This window comes from Rhizobium sp. BK591 (assembly GCF_014195045.1).
Taxonomy (GTDB): domain Bacteria; phylum Pseudomonadota; class Alphaproteobacteria; order Rhizobiales; family Rhizobiaceae; genus Rhizobium; species Rhizobium anhuiense.
In genome coordinates, this window is record NZ_JACIAZ010000005.1 from 288,618 (window position 1) to 310,386 (window position 21,769).

Here is a 21,769-nt window from a genome sequence, read left to right on the forward strand (position 1 = left end):
AAAACCAAGGGAACGACATGAGTGATGTTTCTTCAGCACCCGCCTCTCCTGTTCTCTCCGTCCGGAACCTGACGACCTCCTTCCTCGTCGATGGTGACTGGAAGCCGGTGGTGCGTGATGTCTCCTTCGACGTCATGCCAGGCGAAACGGTGGCAATCGTCGGCGAAAGCGGCTCGGGCAAGAGCGTCACCTCCCTTTCGATCATGCGGTTGCTTGCCAAGGGATCGAGCCGCATCAATGGCGCCGTCACCTTGAACGGCAAGGATGTACTCGCCCTTTCGGAAAAGGAGATGCGCCGGGTGCGCGGCAACGACGCCGCCATGATCTTCCAGGAGCCGATGACGTCCCTCAACCCGATCTTCACCATCGGCCGCCAGATCTCCGAAGCGCTCACCTGCCATGGCGAGATCGGCAAGGCGGAGGCGCGGGCCGAAACCGTCCGCCTGCTGGAAAAGGTCCGCATCCCCAACGCCGCCGCGCGCTTCGACGAATTTCCGCACCAGTTCTCAGGCGGCATGCGCCAGCGGGTGATGATCGCCATGGCGCTCGCCAGCCGGCCGAAATTGCTGATCGCCGACGAGCCGACGACGGCGCTCGATGTGACGATCCAGGGCCAGATCCTCGATCTGATCAAGATGCTGCAGGAAGAAGAGGGCATGTCCGTGCTCTTCATCACCCACGACATGGGTGTCGTCGCCGAAATCGCTGACCGCACCATCGTCATGTATCGCGGCGAGGCGGTGGAAACCGGCACGACCGACGATATCTTCCGTCGCGGCAGGCATCCCTATACCCGCGCTTTGCTCTCCGCCGTGCCACGCCTCGGCTCGATGGCCGACCGGAAGTGGCCGCTGCGTTTTCCCGTCGTCGACACCACGACCGGCGAACGCCGCGAGCCGATCGAGGTGGCCGATACGGTCGACCGCCGCCAGACGCCGATCCTCGAAGTCAAGAACCTCGTTACCCGTTTCGATATCCGCGGCGGGCTGCTCGGCCGCAAGACGGGCGCGATCCACGCGGTCGAGGACGTCTCCTTCGATCTCTTCCAGGGCGAGACATTATCGCTCGTCGGCGAATCCGGCTGCGGCAAATCGACCACCGGTCGCTCGATCACCCGCCTCGTCCAGCCGAACGGCGGCAGTGTCAGCCTCGACGGCTATGACGTGCTGAGCCTTGACGCGGTCAGCCTCAGACGGATGCGCCGCAGCATCCAGATGATCTTTCAGGACCCCTTCGCCAGCCTCAACCCGCGCATGACCGTCGGCGCCGCCGTCGCCGAACCGATTACCGAACACCGCCTCGGCACAGGTGCCCAGGCCCGCGACAAGGCGGCCGATCTTCTCGAACGCGTCGGGCTTAAACCCGACATGATGAAACGCTATCCGCACGAATTCTCCGGCGGCCAGCGCCAGCGCATCTGCATCGCCCGCGCGCTCGCGCTCGATCCGAAGGTCATCGTCGCCGACGAAAGCGTTTCGGCCCTCGATGTCTCGATCAAGGCACAGGTCTGCAATCTGCTGATGGACCTGCAGCAAAACCTCAACCTCGCTTTCCTGTTCATTTCCCACGATATGGCGGTGGTCGAACGTGTCAGTCATCGGGTCGCGGTGATGTATCTCGGCGAAATCGTCGAGATCGGCCCGCGCGCGGAATTGTTCAGCAACCCGCAGCACGCCTACACGAAGAAGCTGATGGCAGCCGTCCCCGTGCCCGACCCCTCGCGTCGCGGCATCAAGCGCAACCTCGGAACCGACGAGCTCAACAGCCCCGTTCGCCCGGTTGGCTACGTCGCGCCGCCACGCCGATACCGGGAAGTGACGGCAGGCCATCTGGTGCGGGTCGATGAAGCCGCGTGAGCGTGCAAAACCCACTCTTTAAGCATCTGAAAAACAAGTATTGCGGGAAAATAACCCGTGCCGGTGGCGCGCGGGCCACCCTTTTTGCTGCACCGCTTATATGACTTTTGCTAGATATTATTTCATCGATAATTCTTAACGACCGATTCCACCGATTTGTGTTCTCTTATCCCTACGAATCAAAAAGGTTTGATTTGCCCGGGGACGGCCACCATGTTGAAGCATGGGGCGATGCAACAGTTGGGTAGGAGCCTATGCTGCAACGGATCGAAGACATTGATGCAGCGCTCGTCGACAGGCTGCAGCATTCGGCGTTCAAGTACTTCCTGAAATATTCCAATCCCGAAAACGGCCTGGTGGCGGACACCTCGATCGGCGGCGTGCCGGCGAGCATCGCGGCCGTCGGCTTTGCGCTGTCCTCCTATCCCGTCGGTGTCGAGCGTTGCTGGATCAGCCGCGAGGAAGCAGCCGAGCGCACGGTCAATACGCTGCGTTTCTTCGCCGAGGCGCGCCAGGGCGAGGAGCGCCACGCGACCGGTCACCGCGGCTTCTTCTACCACTTCCTGCATATGGATACCGGTCATCGCGCCTGGAACAGCGAACTTTCGACCATCGATACCGCCCTGCTTGTCGCCGGCATTCTCACGGCTGCGCAATATTTCGATCGCGAAGACGACGAAACGGAGACTGAAATCCGTGAACTCGCGACCTTCATCTATGAGCGCGTCGACTGGCGCTGGGCGCTGAACAAGGGGGACACGATTGCCATGGGTTGGAAGCCCTCTTCCGGCTTCCTGCGCTGGCGCTATCACGGTTTCGACGAGGCGATCATCCTCTACACGCTGGCGCTTGCCTCGCCGACGCATCCCATCCCGCAATCAAGCTATGACGCCTTCACGTCAAGCTATTCCTGGATGCTGCATGGCGAGCAGTCCTATCTCTATGCCGGGCCGCTCTTCATCCACCTCTTCTCGCATGCCTGGATCGATTTCCGCACCATTCAGGACAAGCCGATGGCGGAGCGGAACTGGGACTATTTCCGCAACACGCAGGTGATGATCAACGTCCAGCGTGACTATGCCGAGCGCAATCCCGGCCAGTTCGTCGGCTATAACAGGAATATCTGGGGATTCTCCGCCTGTGACGGTCCGCCGCCGACACGGCGCATGCGCGGCGGTCGCCAGCCGAAGGTTCTGGGTTATGCCGCGCGCGGCGCTCCGCTCGGCCCGGATGACGGCACGATCGCACCCTGGGCAGCCCTTGCCTGCCTGCCCTACGACAAGCAGGCCGCTCTCGACGGCACCAAGGCGCTTCTGACCACCTATCCGAACCTGCTCTTGGAAGGCGGCTTTCCCGGCGGCTTCAATCCCACGGTCAAGACCAAGCGTCCGGAAGGCTGGGTCGACGACCGCACCGTCGGTATCGATCAGGGTCTTGTCGTCATGACCGTCGAGAACGAACGCTCCGACTTCATCTGGAAGCTGATGCGGCAATCGCCGGTCATCCGCCTCGGGCTCGAGCGCGCCGGCTTTACCGGCGGCTGGCTCGAAGGCATCGAGCCGGCAGAAGTAGTGCGCAAATTCGGCTAGCGCATAAGCCCGGAAATCGAAATGGATTTCCGGAAAGAACGACACGAAAACGAAAAATGATAGAGCCCGCGCGTCCAACAGGAGGTGCGGGCTCTTGGTTTAGTTCTCGAAGACATGCGCCTTGCCGGCGATATCGAGGCGAACGAGGTCGCCTCGCGCCGGAAGCGCGACGCTCGAGGTTTTGATCAGGATCGGCGGCAGCGCAACGCCGTCGAGCGAAACCGCAACGGTGCAGACCGCGCCGCCGAATTCCACCTCGACGACACGCCCGCCATAGTCGCGATCGCTTTCATCGGCGACGACGCGGATCTGCTCGGGCCGCAGCATGATCTCCGCCTTGCCCTGACGATTGCCCTCGACGGCGACGCGGCCAAGGGCGCAGTCTGCCAGTCCGTTGCGGATGATGGCGGGAAGCAGCACGGCATCGCCGAGGAACAGCGCCGTCTCACGGTCGCGCGGATGCAGATACAATGATTGCGGCGATCCTGCCTGGATCAGCCGTCCTTCCCTGAGCACCGCCACCTGATCGGCAAAGGTCAGCGCCTCTTCCTGGTCATGCGTGACGAGAATGGTGGTGATGCCGGCCGCCTGCAGCACGCGCGCCACCGCCTTGCGCATGTTTTCCCGCAGGCCGGTATCGAGTGCCGAGAAAGGTTCGTCGAGCAGCATCAGCCGCGGCTTGCGGCCGAGCGCACGGGCGAGCGCCACGCGCTGCTGCTGCCCGCCGGAAAGCTGATGCGGGCGCCGCGCCAGCATGCCGCGGTCGAGTTCGACCATGTCGAGCAGCTCGAGGATGCGTTTCTCGCGATCGGCCGCACCGCGTTCGAAGCCGAAGCCGATATTCTCGGCTACGCTTAAGTGCGGAAACAGCGCGCCGTCCTGCGAGACGATGCCGATGCCGCGTTTGTGCGCCGGCACCGCAGCCGGACCGTCCGCGAGCAGGTCGCCATCCAGCGTCACCCTGCCGACATCCGGTTGCTCGAAGCCGGCAATGATACGCAGCAGCGTCGTCTTGCCGGAGCCGGAAGGGCCGACGACGGCGGTGCGGCTGCCCGCCGAAACATCGAGCGAAATATCCTTCAGCGCCTGGACGGGACCGTAGCGCTTGCTGATGTTCTCGATCGTAAGCAGCGTCATTGGCCGGCAGTCCGTTTCGATTGAGTATAGAGCATAAGGGTGAGCGGCAGCGACAGCACGACCATCATGAAGGCGTAAGGAGCAGCCGAGACATAATCGATCTCGCTGGTCAACGACCAGAATTTCGTCGCCAGCGTATCGACGCCGTTGGGCGACAGCATCAGTGTCGCCGTCAGTTCATTGGTAATGCCGAGTGCAGCCAGCGCGACGCTGGCGGCCGCTCCCGGTGCCGCAAGGCGCATGGTGATCTGCCGCACCGCCTGGCCCGGGGTGCGGCCGAGGCCCATCGCAGCGCGTTCCAGCTCCACCGGCGCCTGGGCGATGCTGGCGCGCAGCCCGACCATGGCGCGCGGCAGGAAAAGCAACACATAGGCGACGAGCAGCGTTGCGAAGGTTTGATAGAGCGGCAGCACGAGGCGCACGGTGATCGTCACCAGCGCCAGCGCCACGACGACGCCCGGCAGCGAGCCAACATAATAATGGCAGGCCTCGAGCACGCGCTGGAGGCGGCCGGGTGCCCGCACCGAAAGCCAGGCCATCGGCGCTGCGGCGATCGTCGCCAGCACGCCGCCGACAATGGCAAGTACGATCGTCTGCAGAAAAGCGCTGCCGACTTCGATGCGCCAGATATCGGTGCCGCCGAGATAGAGCCAGCGGCCAAGCGTCACCAGCGGCACGCCGAGCGTCAGTATTGCGAGGATGACAGGCAGCAAGACGGCCGGCACCACGAACCAGCCGAGCCGGCGGCGGTCCGCCGGACGGGGCGAGCCGGAGCCGACGCGGGCGTAACGTTCGTTGCCGCGCACCAGCACCTCGAAGCCGAGCAGAAAAAGACAGCAGGCGACAAGCACGCCGCCGAGCATGTTGGACGCCGGGCTGTTGTAGGAAGACTGGAACTGGTCGACGATCGCCGTCGCGAAAGTGTCGAACCGGATCATGACGAACAGGCCGTATTCCGAAAGCAGATGCAACGCGATCAGCAGCGAGCCGCCGCAGATGGCAAGCCTGAGCTGCGGCAGCACGGCGCGGAAGAAGACCCGCCAGGGATTGAGGCCCAGCGAGGCCGCGGCATCTTCGATGGCCGGATCGAGACGGCGCAATGCGGCGGCGACCGGCAGGTAGAGGAACGGATAATAGGCGAGCACCGAGACGAAAACGCCGCTCTGCAGGCCGCGCATGCCGGGAATGAGGCTGACCCAGGCATAGCTGTGGACGAAGGCGGGCACGGCGAGCGGAGCGATCGCCAGCCAGGCCCAGAGCCGCGCCAAAGGAATGTCCGTCCGTTCGGTCAGCCAGGCGAGCGTCACCGCAAGCGCGATCGACAGCGGGATGGTGATCGATTCCAGGAGAATCGTATTGACGAGGAGTTCGCCGACACGCGGTCGGAAGACCAAGGCCCTCACCGTTTCCCAGCCGACATCATAGGTGACCCAGCCGATGAAGCCGAGCGGCACAAGACTGAAGATCGCGACCACGGTTGCAAGCAGGATCACGGAAGCGTGCGGCATGCGTCCGCGCGGCAACACCATGCGCGCGGCCCTTAGCGCGACCGGCGCCTCGTTGCCGGATGCGAGCAATCTGTTGTCCTGCAGCAAGGCCGATGCCTTTACACGCTGAAAAAGGAAGGCAACCGCCTTTGAAGGACGGTTGCCGGATATCGTCATGCCCTAAGGTTTTCTTGAGCCAAAAGCAACAGTTTTGGCCGAGGCAAGCCTGCGGCAGAAAAGTTAGATCAGGCCGGCGGCGGTCATCAGCTCCACGACCTTCTTGCTGTCGAGGGTAGAAGCTTCGACCTTCGGAGCATTGAGGTCGGCAAGCGGAGTGAGCTTGTCGTTGGAGGGCGCATCCTTGCCGATGGCATATTCATAAGAGGTGCCGTCCTTGAGAATTGCCTGGCCAGCCTTGCTGGTGAGGAACTTCAGGAAAGCCTGGGCTTCCTTCATGTGCTGCGTGGACTTCAGGACGCCACCGCCCGAAACGCTGACGAAAGCGCCCGGATCCTGGTTCTTGAAATAGTGCATGCCGACATTCTTGCTGTTCTCGCCGGTTTTGGCCTGATCGCCGAACCAGTAATAATGATAGATGACCGCACCTTCGACTTCGCCGGCGTTGACAGCCTTCATGGCGACGCTGTTGCCCTTATAGGGCGTGGCGTTTTCCTTGAGACCCTTCAGCCAGTCGGCGGTCGACTGCTCGCCCTTCAACTGCAGCAGGGCAGCAACGATGGCCTGGAAGTCGGCGCCGGCGGGTGCCGCACCCCAGCGGCCCTTCCAGGCCGGATCTGCGAGGTCGAGCAACGACTTCGGCAGCTTGTCTTCGGTGAGCTTCGTCTTGTCGTAGGCAAAGACCGTGGTGCGGGCGGCAATGCCGGTCCACATGCCGTCAGCCGGGCGATACTGCTCCGGAACCTGATCCAGCGTTTCCTTTTCGATGGGGGCAAACAGGCCCGCGCCATCGACCAGCGTCATTGCCGGCGAATTCTCGGTCAGGAATACGTCCGCCGGCGAGGCATCGCCTTCCTGGATGATCTGGTTGGCGAATTGCATGTCGCTGCCCTGGCGCATGGTGACCTTGATGCCGGTCTCCTTGGTGAAGGCATCGATCCATTCGCGGCCGAGGCTTTCGTGCTGGGCATTGTAAACGACGAGACCTTCGTCCTGCGCATTGGCGCTGCCTGCAAGCGCGGTGGCGGAGAGAAGCGAAGCGGCGAGCGCGAGGGAAAAGCGGTTAAGAGCAATGTTCATGATGGCCTCCGTAGCAATGTCACCCGAGCTCTCCAAGGGCGATGAGAGGCGTATATTTTTCCTGACTGCCAATTTCAAGTTTCGCTTGGCCGGAAAAGTCATCACAATATCTTGACTAAATATTTCATATTACAGGGGAATAAATCTCGATTTGGCCAAAAAGGCGGCACTCCCCGAGCGCCGCCCCTTCTTTGCAGCCGGCTTATTCGACGTCGAACTTGACGCCCTGCGCCAGCGGCAGCGTTCTGCCGTAGTTGATGGTGTTGGTGGAGCGGCGCATATAGGCCTTCCAGGCATCCGAGCCGGATTCACGGCCGCCGCCGGTTTCCTTCTCGCCGCCGAAGGCGCCGCCGATCTCGGCACCGGATGGCCCGAGATTGACGTTGGCGATGCCGCAATCCGAACCGCGGGCCGAGACGAAGGTTTCGGCCTCGCGCATGTCATTGGTGAAAATCGACGACGACAGTCCCTGCGGCACGGCATTGTGCAGCGCCAGCACGGCGTCGAAGTCGCTGTATTTCATCACATAGAGGATCGGCGCGAAAGTCTCGTGCTCGACCGGTCCGGTCTGATCCGGCATTTCGACAAGCGCCGGGCGAACGTAGAAGGCGTCAGCCGAGCCATTGTCGACGCGTTCGCCGCCGGTCACCTTGCCGCCGGCCGATTTGGCCTCACCCAGCGCTGCCTGCATCTTCTCGAAAGCCTGGCCGTCGATCAGCGGTCCGACCAGCGTACCGCTTTCCAACGGATTGCCGATGGTGACGGAGCCATAGGCCTTCTGCAGACGCGGCACCAGCTGGTCGTAGACGCTGTCATGGACGAAGAGACGGCGCAGCGTCGTGCAGCGCTGTCCGGCCGTGCCCATGGCGGAGAACGCGACGCCGCGCAGCGTCAGGTCGAGGTCGGCCGACGGGCAGACGATCGCCGCGTTGTTGCCGCCGAGTTCGAGAATGGCGCGGGCAAAACGCTGCGACAGGCGCGGACCGACGGCGCGGCCCATGGCCGTCGAGCCGGTGGCGGAAACCAGCGGGATCTTCGGATGATCGACCAGCACTTCGCCGACCTCGCGGCCGCCGATGATCAGCGTCGACAGATTGGCCGGTGCGGTACCGCCCTCGGCGACGAAACGCTTCAGCGCCTTTTCGAACAGTGCCTGTACGGCAAGCGCCGTCAACGGCGTCTTTTCCGAAGGCTTCCAGACGGTGGAATTGCCGCAGACCATCGCCAGCGTGGCATTCCACGACCAGACGGCAACCGGGAAGTTGAAGGCCGAGATGATGCCGATCACCCCGAGCGGATGCCAGCTCTCCATCATCCGGTGCTCGGAGCGTTCGGTGGCGATCGTCAGGCCGTAGAGCTGACGGGAAAGGCCGACCGCGAAATCGCAGATGTCGATCATCTCCTGCACTTCGCCCAGACCTTCCGAAGTGATCTTGCCGACCTCGATCGAAACGAGACGGCCGAGCGCCGCCTTGGAGGCGCGCAGTTCCTCGCCGAGCAGGCGGACCAGTTCGCCGCGCTTCGGCGCCGGCACGGCACGCCATTCGAGGAAGGCCTGGTGCGCCGCTTCGATCGCCGCCTTCGTTTCGGAAACGGAATGTTCCCTGAGTTTGCCGATTTCCTTGCCGGTGACCGGCGAGGTGACGGAAAGCGTGCCGCCGTGATAGCGGCCGGCATCGACGCCGAGTTCGGCAAGCAGCTTGGCAGTTTCGGTGGCGAGATCGAGGACGGCGATGGTCATTGTCGTGTTTCCAATCTTATAATTCTCAGAAGCGGGCATCGGCGAAATGGGCGACCTGAGCGCCGGCTTCGTACCATATTTCCTTGAGTGCACGAAAGCTCGGCTCGGTGGGCGACGTCAGCGGCAGCGGCAGATCGGCTTCCGGAAGCCGGCCGAGGATATGCTCCGCCAGCGTACGGCCGAAGACCGTACCGGGGGCAATGCCGCGGCCATTGTAGCCCGAAAAGCCGATGACACCAGGCGCGAATTTGTGGAAGCGCGGCAGCGCATTGTCGGTCATGCCGATCTGGCCATACCATTCACACTCGAATTCGACATCACCGATAATGGGGAAGAGCCGCTTCAATGCGCGCTTGGCCCAGCCCTTGTGTACGGCAAGTCCGGTATTGCGTAGCGCCCCGACACTGCCGAAAACGAGGCGGCCGGCCTGGTCCATGCGGAAGGAGGAGAGGATTTCCTTGGTATCCCATGCGCCTTCCCGCCCGGGCAGGATCGACTGGCGCAGATTATGGCCGAGCGGCACGGTGGCGAAATTGAAATAGGGCAGATGCACCTGTTCGTTGCGCACCTGCTCCCATGGGCCGGTGCTGTAGGCATCCGTCGCGACGATGATCCATTCGGCGCTGACTTCGCCGCTTGCCGTCTTCACGGTCCAGCTTCTGCCATTGCGTTCCGTTGAAACGACCGGGCTGGACGTATGAACGGCGACGCCAGCCTTGACGGCGGCATGGGCAAGGCCGCGTGCATAGGCAAGCGGCTGCAGGGTACCGGCGCGTTTGTCGAGCAGCGAACCGGTATAGGCATCGCTGCCGATGCGTTTGGCCGTTTCCGCCGCATCGAGCAGCGTCACGGCTGCGCCGCGGGCGGCCCATTGCGCGGCGCGATTCTCGATCTCCTTCAGCCCGTTTTCGCCGACCGCGCAATGCAGCGTGCCATTGCGTTCGAGTTCGCAGGCAATCTGATGCTTGTCGATCAACTCCATGACGAGCTTCGGCGCGTTGCCGAGCAGATCGAGCAGACGTTCGCCATGCACCGGACCGAGCACGCCGGGCAGATCGTTGGGCATCACCCACATGCCGGCATTGATCAGGCCGACATTGCGGCCGGCGCCGCCGAAGCCGATCTCCTTCGCCTCCAGCAGCACCACCTTCGACCCGGCTTCGGCAAGATGCAGCGCGGAAGAGAGGCCGGTGTAGCCGCCGCCGACAATGACGACATCGGCCGATACGGCGCCTTCGAGCGACGAGGTCGCCGGCGGTTCGGGTGCGGTCTTTTCCCAAAGTCCGTGGGAGCGCGGATCATTCAGCATGGCTCAGTCCGATCGGATCGAAATCGCGCTACTTTAGTGCATAAAACCAAGACTTGAAGCGGCCCTTTCAGGCAACGGTCTTCAGCAGCAAGCCGGCGAGACCGAGCGCCTCCATCGCTGCATCCAGCGATGCCGCCTGACGTTCGGCATAAAGCGCCAGCTCGTCCTGAACGGTCGCACCCAGGGCCGCCTCGAAGGCGTCGCGGTTCGAGCGGGTTGCGTAGTTCTGCTGCTGATCGGTGCCGAGGTTAGACTGGAAGATTCCGGCTGCGCTGACGGGCAGGAAGTCTTCATAGACGATCGGGGCAAAGGCGAGATAACCCTTGGCGATCAGCGCCTCCGGATCATTCGGCAGCGTGCCGCCGGCCGCGGCGGCAATGCCCGCAGGCGTCGCGGAATAGCGGAAGAAGGCCAGACCTTGCCCGCGCAACTCGTCCCAGCTGTCCGGCAGCGCCTTGAAACGCTCGGCAAGTTCCTGGTCGTAGGCACCGGCCTTGGCGCCACCGGCGCCCACCTGCACCTCGCCGCGAACCGAGGCGAGCAGCCGGTCGTAGAGCGCCCGGCCCTTCGCCGTCAGCGCCACGCCGCGCTGTTCGATCTCGCCGAAACGCGCGGTATGCGTTCCTCGAACCGCGCCGTCGTCATCACCGGAAAAGGCGATCGTTTCTTCGAGCGCCTTGAAGCTCGTCTGCCGCAGCAGGATATCGCAATTGCGGCGCGGCGGCCCTTCGATGACGGCCTTCGGCGTGATGCCGCGCTCCGGCATGCGGGCCTGGACCGCGTCGATATCGAGCGTGCGCGGCGTCAGGTGGTTGATATGCGGTCCCTTGAAGCTGACGACGTCGGCGATCAGCCGATGGGCGTCATGCAGCCGCTTGTAGGTTTCGGCGCTGACCGTCGCTTCGCCATGCCAGCGGAAGGTTTCAAGCGCCTCGGCGACGAACTCCGTCGCTTCCGCCTCGGTCAAGCCGCCGTTTCGCTCGTGGCGCTCGATCAGCGCGACGGCGCGCGGCGCATAGATCCGCCGCTGAGCCAAGATGGTTTCGGCTTCGCCACGCAGCTTCTCGTCCTCGATCAGCTCCAATCGCAGCAACGAGGTGAAGACCCGGAATGGATTGACGTTGAGCGCCGCCTCGTCGATCGGCCGAAAGCTGGTGGAATGAACCGGCACGCCGGCGACCGAGAGATCGTAGTAGCCGACCGGCTGCATGCCCATGACCGCAAACAGCCGGCGGATGGTGAAAAGCTCCTCTGCCGTGCCGAGCCGGATGGCGCCGTGGCGCTCGACATCGATGCGCTCCAGCTCGCCGGCTTGGGCCAGGCGCTGGCGCAGATCGGGATCGTTTTCGAGGCAGCCGGCATTCACGTCCGCCACCAGTTCGATCAACGTGCCGTATTGCGGCACCTCGGCCCGGTACATCTGCGACATCGCCTCGGTGAACAGCGATCGGATGCGGTCTGTGGAAACGAAGGCTTGCGGCATCGGGAAACTCCGGATCATTCCGTTTTTGCAGGATGAGTCTCTTTACACGCGTGACAAAGCCGAAAATATCGCTATTTCGGAAATAGCCCATTCTGAAATGGAATGACCATGCTGACATCTCGACGTTTTCTGCCATCGATTTCGCATCTTGCCGCCTTCGAGGCGGTTGCCCGCACCGGCAGCGTGACGGCAGCGGCGCGCGAACTCGATCTGACGCAGAGCGCCGTCAGCCGCCAGGTGAGCGCGCTGGAGGAGCAGCTTGGCGTCGAGCTCTTCCTGCGCGAACGCCAGACCATGCGGCTGACGCTTGCCGGCGACGGATATGCCCGCGAAATCCGCGAAGCGCTGCGGCGCATATCGAGCGCTTCGCTGAATCTGCGCGCCAATCCGCATGGCGGCACGCTCAATCTCGCCATCCTGCCGACCTTCGGCACGCGTTGGCTGGCGCCGCGCCTCGGGCGCTTCCTCGCCGCCAATCCCGGCGTGACCATCAATCTGGTGACCCGGCTTTCGCCCTTCGATTTCCGCCTCGATTCAATCGACGCCGCCATCCATTTCGGCCATCCCCACTGGCCGGGCGCCGAACTCGTCTTCCTGATGTCCGAGCACACAGTGCCGGCCTGCAGCCCTGATTTTCTGGAGCGATACGCGATCAAGACGCCGGAGGATCTGCTTGCCGTTCCGCTTCTGCATTTGACGACGCGCCCTGACGCCTGGGAGCAATGGTTTGCCGGCAACGGCGTTTCCTTCGAAAACGTCCACGGTATGCTCTTCGACCAATTCGCCACCGCCGCGCAGGCGGCGATCGCCGGCCTCGGCATCGCCCTGCTGCCGACATTCCTGATGCAGGAGGAGGTCAGGCGCGGCGATCTCGTCGCCGCTGTCGACCGTGAAATGGAAAGCCGCGAGCGCTATTATCTCGCCTTTCCCAGAGAGCGCGCCGACTATGCGCCGCTTGCGGCCTTTCGCGACTGGATCGTCGCGGAAGCCGCCGCCAATCCGGCTGCGTGACGAACGGCTTGCATCGGCATGGCGCTTTCGACCATTATGCCGGCCAAACAACTTTGCAGGAAATCTCCATGAAGCCGATCTTCGTCCAGCTCCAATGCGCACCCGGCAAGACCTATGATGTCGCCGACGCCATCTACCAGACCGAACTGGTCTCGGAGCTCTATTCCACAAGCGGCGACTACGACCTGCTGCTGAAGGTCTATATCGAGGAAGGCCAGGATATCGGCAAGTTCATCAACGACAACATCGCCAATATTCCCGGCATCGTCCGTTCGCTGACGACACTGACGTTCAAGGCCTTCTGAAAGCCCATCAGATACGGTTAACCTTTTTCGCGAAGAATCGCCCTCTCAACAGGCCGCTTAAACCGCGCCTTAACGCCGGGCATATCTGGTCGTTGCTAGTATAAGCCCGCGTCAACACGGGCCGGCGGGCAGCGATAGGTGAAAAATGGCGATCGTCGAGGCAGATAGGGTGCGCGAGAACCCGCAGTTGGGAGAGGCCCCGCTGATCGTCCATGTCGTGCGCCAGTTCCTGCCCAATCGCGGCGGTCTGGAAGACGTGGTCGCCAATCTCGGCCGCCAGACCGTGCGCCGCGGCTATCGCGTCCGCGTCGTCACGCTCGATTCGCTCTTCACTGCGCCGCAGGACAAGCTGCCGCCTCGCGAAAATATCGACGGCATCGAGGTGGTGCGCATCCCCTGGTCGGGCAGCAGCCGTTATCCGCTGGCGCCTGAGGTTTTCCGCCATCTCGGCGATGCCGATCTCGTGCATGTCCATGCCATCGACTTCTTCTTCGATGCGCTCGCCTGGGGCCGGCTGCTGCATCGCAAGCCGATGATCGTCACCACCCATGGCGGCTTCTTCCACACGCAGAAATACGCGGCGATCAAGAAGATCTGGTTCCGGACGCTGACCCGCGCTTCGGCGATGGCCTACCGCCGCGTCGTCTGCTGCAGCGCCTCCGACCTCAGGCAATTTTCCGAGATCGTGCCCGATAGCCTGCTGATCGAAAACGGCGCCGATATCGGTAAGTTCGCCGACATCGCTTCGCGCCGGCCAAAGCGCCGCATCGTCACGATCGGCCGCTTCTCGGTGAACAAGCGGCTCGACCATCTGCTCGATGCGATGGCCGCGCTGACGACCCGCGACCCCGAATGGCATCTAGACATCGTCGGGGCCGAATCCGACCTGAACCGGGCCGATGTCGAAGCCGCGATCGAAAGCCGCAGCCTTTCCGGCCGCGTTACCCTGCATGTATCACCCGACAACGGCGCCATCCGGCGTATCATCACCGAGGCCTCGCTCTTTGCCTCCGCCTCGGAATATGAAGGTTTCGGCCTGGTGGCGCTGGAGGCGATGAGCGCCGGTCTCCTCCCGGTGCTGAACGCCAACGATGCCTTTGCGACGCTTGCCGACCGGCATCCTGTTATCGCGCTTGCCGACTTCACCAATGCCCAGACCGCGGCGACAGTGATCGAAACGGCCTATGAAGACCTTTCGCGCCAACCGGACGCCGTGCGCGCCGGGCTTCTCGACGCCGCGCGCGGCTATTCCTGGGATATCGTGGCCGGACGTTATATCGATCTCTACAGATCGCTGGATGTCGTCGCCGCGGAAAACATCTGAGCTGCAATTCCGGTCATGCTCTGGCGAGACGGATGATCTCGTCGAGCACGAATTTGCGCGATTGTGGCGGCGTCAGATTGTGATCGGCATCCGGCAGCATCAGCAACCGCACGTTCGGATAGCGCGAAAGCCGACCGCCGCGCGGCCCGAAGTGGAAATAGACGTGGTCGAGCCCGACATCGCCCTCGCTGTAGATCAGCGTCAGCGGCACCTTGCGCTTGCCGAACAGCGCAAAGGAGTGCCGGACCTCGCGGGCGATATGGCGCCGGTCGGGAAGCAGCTCGAGCAGCGGCGCGATCCACGGCGATAGCCGGCGGCCGGCGGCGATGACGATATTCTGCAGGGCCGCAACGACGTCCACCTGGCCGCGCAACAGCCGCTTCAGCGTGTCGAGCCGCGCCATGCGCTGGCCGTAGTCGTCAAGGCTGCGTGGAACGGAGACGACATGCTCCCTACGCACGGGCATCTTCGGATCCCAGTAATAGACGAAGGGATTGATCGACACGACAGCCTTCAAGCGCTCGTCGGCGACGCCGGCCCGGAAGGCGACGTAACCGCCGCTGCATCGGCCGGCGACCATCACGGGACCGGCGACCACACTTTCGAGCAGATCGAGCGAGGCGACCGCATCCGCCGTCTGCGTATCCGAATAGAGCACCTGTTCCGGTGCATCCGGCCGCGGCGGGCTGTCACCGACATTGGCGGAATCGAAGCGCAGCGAAACGACGCCCTGGCGGGCAAGCGCGCGCGCCATATCCACCGTCGTCCGTCCCCAGCCGGCATGCCGGTCATAGGCTGTCGACAGGAAGAGCACGGCATTGCCCTTGATCTCACCGAGTGGCCGGCTGACGACGCCGATCAGATGATTGTGGCTGCCGAAACGCACCGGCGTTTCGGCAAAACCCTCGCCGGCAAGCGGCGGATTCTCGATCACATCAGGCGAATGCGCCGCAGATGTCTCCGTCGTCGTCGCCTCCAGCCAGGTCGTCAGCAGCTCGACGACAGCCATCGGCGTCTTGGCAAACAGCGGATTGGTGGCGAGCTCGTCATAGCCTTCGAAAGCCTTCTGCTCGACATCGGCGCCAAGCGCCTTCAGCGCATCGGCAAAACCGGTATCCTCGGCCTTCGCGGGACGTTCGAGGATCAGATAGCGGGAGGCTGCGAGCCCCTGTGGCGAGGCGATGGTAAGCTTGCCGAGCTCGGCGGCAATCTCTTCGGGCATGACGAGCCCGGCGATCTGCACCTTCGCGGTTTGAACATGTTCCTTGCCGAGGCCGAGATCGGCATCGATGATCTTCGACCACATGTTGAGTTCGCGCAGATAGGCCCGGCCGCTCAGCACCGGCGCCAGCATGACGAGGCTGTCGACGCCTTCGATCGAGGAACCGATGCGATGGGCAAGCGTTGCGCCGAGGCCCTGTGCGATGAGGATGATACGGTCGCAGCCGCTCAGCGATTTCAGCTTGACGGCGGCGGCACGAATCGAATTTTCCCAGGTTTCCAGCCGTGCTGGCAGCGCATCGAAATCGAGCGCATCGCCGGTGCCGCGATAGTCGAAGCGCAGGCTCGGCACGCCGATATCGGCGAAATGCTCGGCCGCGACGCGGAAGAATTTGCGGCTGCACATCTCCTCGAACCCCCAGGGGCTGACGAAAAGCACGGCGGCCGAACGTTTCTTCACGAGAGGATTCTCCGGCATGAACAGCCCGATCGTGCCGTCGAAGACGACGGGCAGGGCAGCACTGCGTCCCGCGCCCTCGGCTGGTTCGAGCGAGAATTCGCCGGGCGCGACCTTGGCGCGATCGGGATCGCCGGGAAGCCGCGGCGCGATGAAATTGATCGCGTGGCCGAACGGCCGGCGCAGCAGGGACGGCATCTTGTCGAGAATGGAGTGCATGACGTCGACATCCTCGCCCGGCACGGCGCGCAGCACGCGCAGTGCCGCGAAATAGCAGAACGCACCGGCAATGATCGCGCCGACGAGACCGGCCGGACCCCCGACGAATTCCAGCACCGAAATCGCTCCGCAAGCACACAGCACGGAGGCGAGCGTCACCTTCGTCAGGCTTGCGTAGAGACCCGATAGTTGGGATCCGAATCCTGTCTGTCTGATCATCATCACCGACATCGCAACGAAGACGAGGATGCGCACGAGTGCGGCACCCTCGGCGGCAAGCCTAGGTACGATCAGTAAACAACCCGCTACCATCAGTAGGCCACCTATGACACTGATATTCAGGCGGGAGCGGGCCCTGTCCATCGACAGCAAATAGAGGCTGAGGATCTGCATGAAGGTATAGGCGGGCGCGACCAGCGCAAGCAGCGCCACCACCGTCCCACTGCGGCGGAACGCTTCGCCGAACACCACGATCACCAGTTCGCTGGAGATCGCCGCAAGCCCGAGGCTCATCGGCAGCACGATATAGGCCATGGAGCGGGTGACGGCGGCGAAGACCTCGACCGGCAATGTCGAGTCGTCGCTGTTATGCCGCCGCTCGGAATAATAGGGCAGCAGGCTGCCGGTCATCTGGATCGGCAACTGCAGCGCAATATTGGCGATCGACAGGCCGACGGCATAATAGCCGACCATCTCCACCGACCAGAACTGCTGCAGGAAGAGCAGTTCGAGCCGGTTGAGGAAGATGGAATCGATGATGAACTGGATCGACAGGATGGCGGAGGAGGAGGCGAGATATTTGAGCGAGACCCCGCACCAGTCGCGCCGCGCAAGAAGGATCGGCAGCGTAGCGAAAAACAACACGAGCTGGCCGAGCGCATAACCGACGAGGACGCCTTCGACGCCATAGAGAACGGCGCCGACGGCAACGCCGGCAAGCTGCACGATCGAAACGGCGACCGTCAGCCGGAAGAAGGCGCCGAGTTTCTTCTCGCCGATCAGGTAGAATTTGACGAAGGAACCGATCGCCTGGACGAAAAACAGCACGCCCGTGACCAGAGCGACGGATGGCGCGGTCTCCGCCCAGTGCATCTTTTCCGAGGTCAGGAAGAACAGCGCATAGAGCGCCAGCAGCGCGACGGTCGAGAACATCATGAAGCTGACGAGGATCGCGGCAAAACCCCGCCGGCGGCGTGTATCGTAGCCCTCCGCCGAAAGCTGCGGCAAGGTCTTCAGCAGCGTGATGCTGGAACCGAGTTCGGCGATCGAGGCGCCCGTGACCACCAGCCACAGCGAGAAAGCGACGATGCCGTTGGCTTCCGGCCCGAGCAGCCGCGCAGTTATGATCGAGGAAACGAAGCCCGTCAGAAGCAGCAGCATGCCTGCCGCCGCATTCATCACCGAGTTTGCGATAATACCCTTCGACATCCATCCATCCGTCAGCATCGGCCTAAAGCGCGTCACGATCTTCAGATCGCTTCTCGCACTTTAGGTTTTTGTTTTTACCCATGTCGTTATCGCAAAACCGCTGCACACTTTTGCGCGCCATGCTCTAAAGTCGCATACCCGCCATCTCTAATGCGAAAATGTTAAAATAAAGCGGAGTGACGACCTCACCTTAGCTGGCTTGCATCGCCGACAGCCTCTGGAGCGCCTTCTCATAGCTGTTCTCTGCGAGGTATCTCAGCAGGAACTCCCGCGCCTTCTCGGCCTTCTCTCGTGCACGCTGGGGCGCGAGGAAGATGTCCCGCAAGTGCGCAGCCGCCGCCTCTGGAGAAGGGTCAGCCCAGACCGCGCCTGCGAGCCCGGCAAATTCGGGATGTGTATCGACGACCGGAATGAGTGGAGAGGCGACCAGCCAGCTATTATCGGGATCGCAGAAATCCACCGTGCCCGACCAGGCGGTGGAAATCACCGGCGTGCGCTGCATGATCGCCTCGGCCACCGTCAGCCCGAAACCCTCGGAACGATGCAGCGAAAGATAGGCGTCTGAACAGCGGATGAGGCCGTTGATATCGGCGTCCGACAGCCTGTCGGTGACGATCTTGATCCGGGGGTTGCCGGCGACCGAAGCGATCAGTTCGCGCAGGCCTTCATCCCTATCGATATTGCCACTGGCCTTCATCAACAGGAAGGCGCTTGGGGCTTCGGCGACGAAGATCCTGAAGGCCTCGATGATGGCCTGCGGATTCTTCCGGTTGATCGAGGAGCCGGCACTGAAGATGAAGCTGACGAGAAAGGCGTCTTCCTCGATGCCGAATTTCTGGCGCATGCCTTCCGTCGCCGGCTTCTCCGTGACGGGATGCGGAACCACGATGACGGGTGCCGCGGTCAGCGGCGCAATCGTCCGCCGGGTGAATTCCGACGGCACAAAGACCGCATTCATGTAATGCATCGCATTGCGCCATTCCGCCGGCACAACTTCGAGCTCCCAGGCGAAATAGCCGATGTTGAAGGCGCGGGTGAAATTTCCAACGCCCTTCTTCAGGATGGCGCGCGGCAGCATCGGCGGATTGAGATGCCAGATCCGGCTTCCCGCGGGTTCGGTGGAAAGGTGCGACGGCATCCATCCGGCGAAGGCATTCTCGTCGGGATGCGTGCTGACGTCGGAAAGCGCAATCGCCCGCCCCGCCTCCGACAACGCGCCGGCGCAGAGCCTTGCCGATTCGCCGACGCCGACCGCCATCGAGAGATAGCCGACGATCTCCACCGGCTTGCGCGGATTGAAGGCAAGACGCGCGCGTGGAATCAGCCGCTGCAGGACATGGGCGCGCAGAAAGCGGTATATCGTTCTCAAATCACGGTCTTTCCAAATGGATCGGCATCAGCCCCAGAGCATGATGCCGAAAAGTGTGCGCGGTTTTCGGACGGCAGCATGCTCTATCTCTTTTCTAGAACGCGACACGATGCGAACTGCCTAGACTTCTGATCTCACCCGTAGGCGGAACATCGCTTTCCGCGCTCAGGAGCGCATGCAGCTTCACGCGCCGCGCCACGCCGGGAGCGAGATGGAACCAGTCGTCGTCGGCCCGATAGCCTTCGACGTCGATATGCACCGATTGCGCCAGCCGGTCGGTCCTCAAATCGACGAACCAGTCGTCGCCATCTCTGCCGAGTGACGCTTCGATCCCTGCGTCATGGAGCGCCTTCCCCCGGCCGCACGGGAAGTGGAAGCTTTCGGCGAGAATGGCGCCATCTGCCAGCGAGCGCAGACGCGCCACGCTTGCGTCGTGCGATGGTGGTCCAAAACGGAAGGCATAGGTCGTATCGAAGAAGGCGCCGAACAGCGTTGTGCAGGCAAAACGCTCCGTGCTCCTTGCCGCCAGCTTGAAGGCCATGCTGCCGCTGACGACCTGTTGCTTGCCGTCCCGCAGGCAGACAACTTCGAGTTCCACGTCGAGCGCGGCGTCCGCCTCGTTGACGACATGCACGTCGAGACCGTTGGTTCCCTCGTCGGTGAAGACCACTTGCACCGGCCGGAAGGCACGGCGCATCGCATACCAGACGGGCTTCGGCTCTCCGGTGGAATCGATCACCCCCCAGCCGGGACCGGGCAACAGGTCTTGCAGCGTCCAGACGAGCGCGCCGTTGCAGCTGGAGTCTTTGCGCCGCCATTCGGCAAAAGCCTCCTCGATCACCTCGCCGGTGACGGCGCGGGAGAGATCGAGATAGTGTTCCGGATCCTCACGGCGCAATTGGGCCGGATCGAACCCGTAGAGAAGCTGCAGATAGAAGTCGCGAACATCCTCGAAATCCCACGATGCGCTGCGGTCGCGCGGCACGCGGGCCTTCCAGAGCGGGCTATGGACGGCGGGCACGTCGAGATGACGCTGCAGCGTCCTTTGCTGCGGCACATGCGCGAAGGCGAGGCTTTCGGAGGCAAACCGCACATCGGCGCGGCGCGCATCGGCAATCGGCCGCATATAGGCGCCGACGCCGTAATAATGCGCAATTCCGGCATTGGGTGAAAAAGGCATGGCCCCGCCATAGGGCGAATTCGGGACATAGGGCACGTCGGGACGCATGCGCGCGACGACCGCCGGGATGATCTCGTCGGTGACCGGCCCGCTCCAGAATTCCGCCGGCAGGCCGAGCATCGCCGCCTGCTGGTGGATTTCGCTGCCGCCGCAGAGCACGGCGAGGGAAGGCGACGCCTGGACACCGTGCAGAAATTCCTCGACCTCCGCATGCACATGGCCAAGAAAGGCCTTGTCGTTGCGCGGATAATCGAAATTGGCGAACATGAAATCCTGCCAGACGAGCAGGCCGAGTTCATCGCAGACCGCGAAGAAATCCGGCGTCTCATAGGCCATGGTGCCGCCGATGCGGATCATGTTCATCCCGGCCTCCGCGGCAAGCCGCAGGAAGGGTTCGTAATCCGCCCGGCCGCCCGGCAATCGCACGATATCGGCCGTCGTCCACACCGCGCCGCGGCAGAAGATGCGTTCGCCGTTGACGGTGAGCGCGAAGTCGTCGCCATCGCCACCGCGGTCGACATCGATCCGTCGGAAGCCGGTCGTGCCGAGCGGATATTCGACGCCGTCGGAAACCAGTGTCAGCTCGTAGAGACGCGGAGCGCCGTGGGTGTGCGGCCACCATGGCTCGATGTCGGGAAGCTTGAGAATAGCCGAGTAATGACTGTCGCCGACCTTCTCGAAAGGCTGCTCCATTCCGCCGCAGCGCAGCAGCATGGCGGGATCCTCGGCATTGCTATGCAGCGATACGCTGAGACGGCCGGCGCCGCTCTCCTCCAACTGGGCGCGGATGGAGACGTTGTCGATCGAGACGGGATTGCGCCGCACCATGGAAATCGGTCGCCACGGCCCGATGGCATGAATATCGGGGCACCAGCCCGGCATATGGCCGAGCAGCGTCGTGCGAAAATTCTTCAGGCCCGCCGGCGTGATCATCTGCGGCCGCCAGCGCGCGCGCGGGCCGGGCTCCGACAGACGGGGGCCGAGCGCCCGGAAGCAGAGCGCCAGTTCGTCGCCGCCCGACAGCGTCACCGGAATCTCGTGCGCCGTGAACATGCTCTCGGAAAACAGGATTTCCTGGCCGTTCAGGAAGACATGGCAGAGCGTCGCGAGCCCTTGGAAATGCAGGATCGCTTCGCCGGGCTCGGCATCGAAAAGCCGGCAGAGATACCAGGCATCCCGCGTGTTCAGCGGCTCGGGATTTCCACGGTCGAAGAGCCCAGCCTTTTCGAGCGCCGCGGCGACAGTGCCGGGAACGGGCGCGGGAATGAACTGGGCGGAAAGGTGAATGTCGTGCGGCACGGCGCAGGCGCCCGGCTCCGTCAGGATCAGGTTCCAGCCTTCGGAAAGCAGGCTTTCCTCGGCACCGATGCTTGCCAAACGCCCCCGCATGGTCAGA

The 21,769-nt window shown here is 63.1% G+C and carries 14 protein-coding genes; 5 read left to right on the forward strand and 9 right to left on the reverse strand.

Annotated features, from left to right (window positions below; genetic code table 11):
• The first annotated feature begins 17 nt into the window (after positions 1-17).
• Positions 18-1,856 carry an ABC transporter ATP-binding protein gene (locus FHX10_RS23410; protein WP_184390386.1) on the forward strand — a complete coding sequence of 613 codons (1,839 nt, stop codon included), beginning with the start codon at positions 18-20 and terminating at the stop codon, positions 1,854-1,856.
• A gap of 254 nt (positions 1,857-2,110) precedes the next feature.
• On the forward strand, positions 2,111-3,445 hold the full coding sequence (locus FHX10_RS23415; protein ID WP_047615682.1) for a glucoamylase family protein: 1,335 nt from the start codon (positions 2,111-2,113) through the stop codon (positions 3,443-3,445).
• 99 nt (positions 3,446-3,544) lie between these two features.
• Here FHX10_RS23415 and FHX10_RS23420 read toward each other — a convergent pair whose 3' ends face one another.
• The 6 genes from FHX10_RS23420 to FHX10_RS23445 form a co-directional block, all read right to left on the reverse strand.
• Positions 3,545-4,582: an ABC transporter ATP-binding protein gene (locus tag FHX10_RS23420; protein WP_184390389.1), complete on the reverse strand. Its 1,038-nt coding sequence runs from the start codon at positions 4,580-4,582 to the stop codon at positions 3,545-3,547.
• Positions 4,579-6,246, reverse strand: a complete 1,668-nt coding sequence (locus FHX10_RS23425; RefSeq protein ID WP_063473828.1) for an ABC transporter permease — start codon at positions 6,244-6,246, stop codon at positions 4,579-4,581. Before FHX10_RS23425 ends, FHX10_RS23420 begins: the two co-directional genes overlap by 4 nt.
• Positions 6,247-6,309: 63 nt before the next feature.
• Positions 6,310-7,326 (reverse strand): iron ABC transporter substrate-binding protein, encoded by a 1,017-nt coding sequence (locus FHX10_RS23430; protein ID WP_028757756.1) that lies wholly within the window; start codon positions 7,324-7,326, stop codon positions 6,310-6,312.
• Between the two features lie 202 nt (positions 7,327-7,528).
• Positions 7,529-9,067, reverse strand: a complete 1,539-nt coding sequence (locus FHX10_RS23435) for an aldehyde dehydrogenase family protein (protein ID WP_063473829.1) — start codon at positions 9,065-9,067, stop codon at positions 7,529-7,531.
• Between the two features lie 25 nt (positions 9,068-9,092).
• Positions 9,093-10,376: an NAD(P)/FAD-dependent oxidoreductase gene (locus FHX10_RS23440; protein WP_063473830.1), complete on the reverse strand. Its 1,284-nt coding sequence runs from the start codon at positions 10,374-10,376 to the stop codon at positions 9,093-9,095.
• A gap of 67 nt (positions 10,377-10,443) precedes the next feature.
• Positions 10,444-11,877, reverse strand: coding sequence for a VOC family protein (locus FHX10_RS23445; RefSeq protein ID WP_063473831.1), 1,434 nt, complete (start codon positions 11,875-11,877; stop codon positions 10,444-10,446).
• Positions 11,878-11,961: 84 nt separating this feature from the next.
• On the opposite strand from FHX10_RS23445, the gene FHX10_RS23450 reads away from it, so the two are divergent.
• The 3 genes from FHX10_RS23450 to FHX10_RS23460 all read left to right on the forward strand — a co-directional run bounded on the left by FHX10_RS23450 (position 11,962) and on the right by FHX10_RS23460 (position 14,499).
• On the forward strand, positions 11,962-12,870 hold the full coding sequence (locus FHX10_RS23450) for a LysR family transcriptional regulator (protein WP_063473832.1): 909 nt from the start codon (positions 11,962-11,964) through the stop codon (positions 12,868-12,870).
• Positions 12,871-12,938: 68 nt separating this feature from the next.
• Positions 12,939-13,175: an Lrp/AsnC ligand binding domain-containing protein gene (locus FHX10_RS23455; RefSeq protein ID WP_003543721.1), complete on the forward strand. Its 237-nt coding sequence runs from the start codon at positions 12,939-12,941 to the stop codon at positions 13,173-13,175.
• Positions 13,176-13,320: 145 nt separating this feature from the next.
• A complete protein-coding gene (locus FHX10_RS23460) occupies positions 13,321-14,499 on the forward strand; it encodes a glycosyltransferase family 4 protein (protein ID WP_047616077.1) in 1,179 nt (392 codons plus the stop codon).
• A 13-nt stretch (positions 14,500-14,512) separates the two neighbouring features.
• Here the strand turns inward: FHX10_RS23460 and FHX10_RS23465 are convergent, their stop codons facing one another.
• The 3 genes from FHX10_RS23465 to FHX10_RS23475 all read right to left on the reverse strand — a co-directional run bounded on the left by FHX10_RS23465 (position 14,513) and on the right by FHX10_RS23475 (position 21,762).
• On the reverse strand, positions 14,513-17,824 hold the full coding sequence (locus FHX10_RS23465) for an oligosaccharide flippase family protein (protein WP_063473909.1): 3,312 nt from the start codon (positions 17,822-17,824) through the stop codon (positions 14,513-14,515).
• Positions 17,825-18,014: 190 nt separating this feature from the next.
• The gene (locus FHX10_RS23470) at positions 18,015-19,193 is read right to left on the reverse strand and encodes a glycosyltransferase family 4 protein (RefSeq protein ID WP_063473833.1); all 1,179 of its coding nucleotides are present in this window, start codon (positions 19,191-19,193) and stop codon (positions 18,015-18,017) included.
• A gap of 94 nt (positions 19,194-19,287) precedes the next feature.
• Positions 19,288-21,762 (reverse strand): glycoside hydrolase family 2 protein, encoded by a 2,475-nt coding sequence (locus tag FHX10_RS23475; RefSeq protein ID WP_063473834.1) that lies wholly within the window; start codon positions 21,760-21,762, stop codon positions 19,288-19,290.
• Positions 21,763-21,769 lie beyond the last annotated feature (7 nt).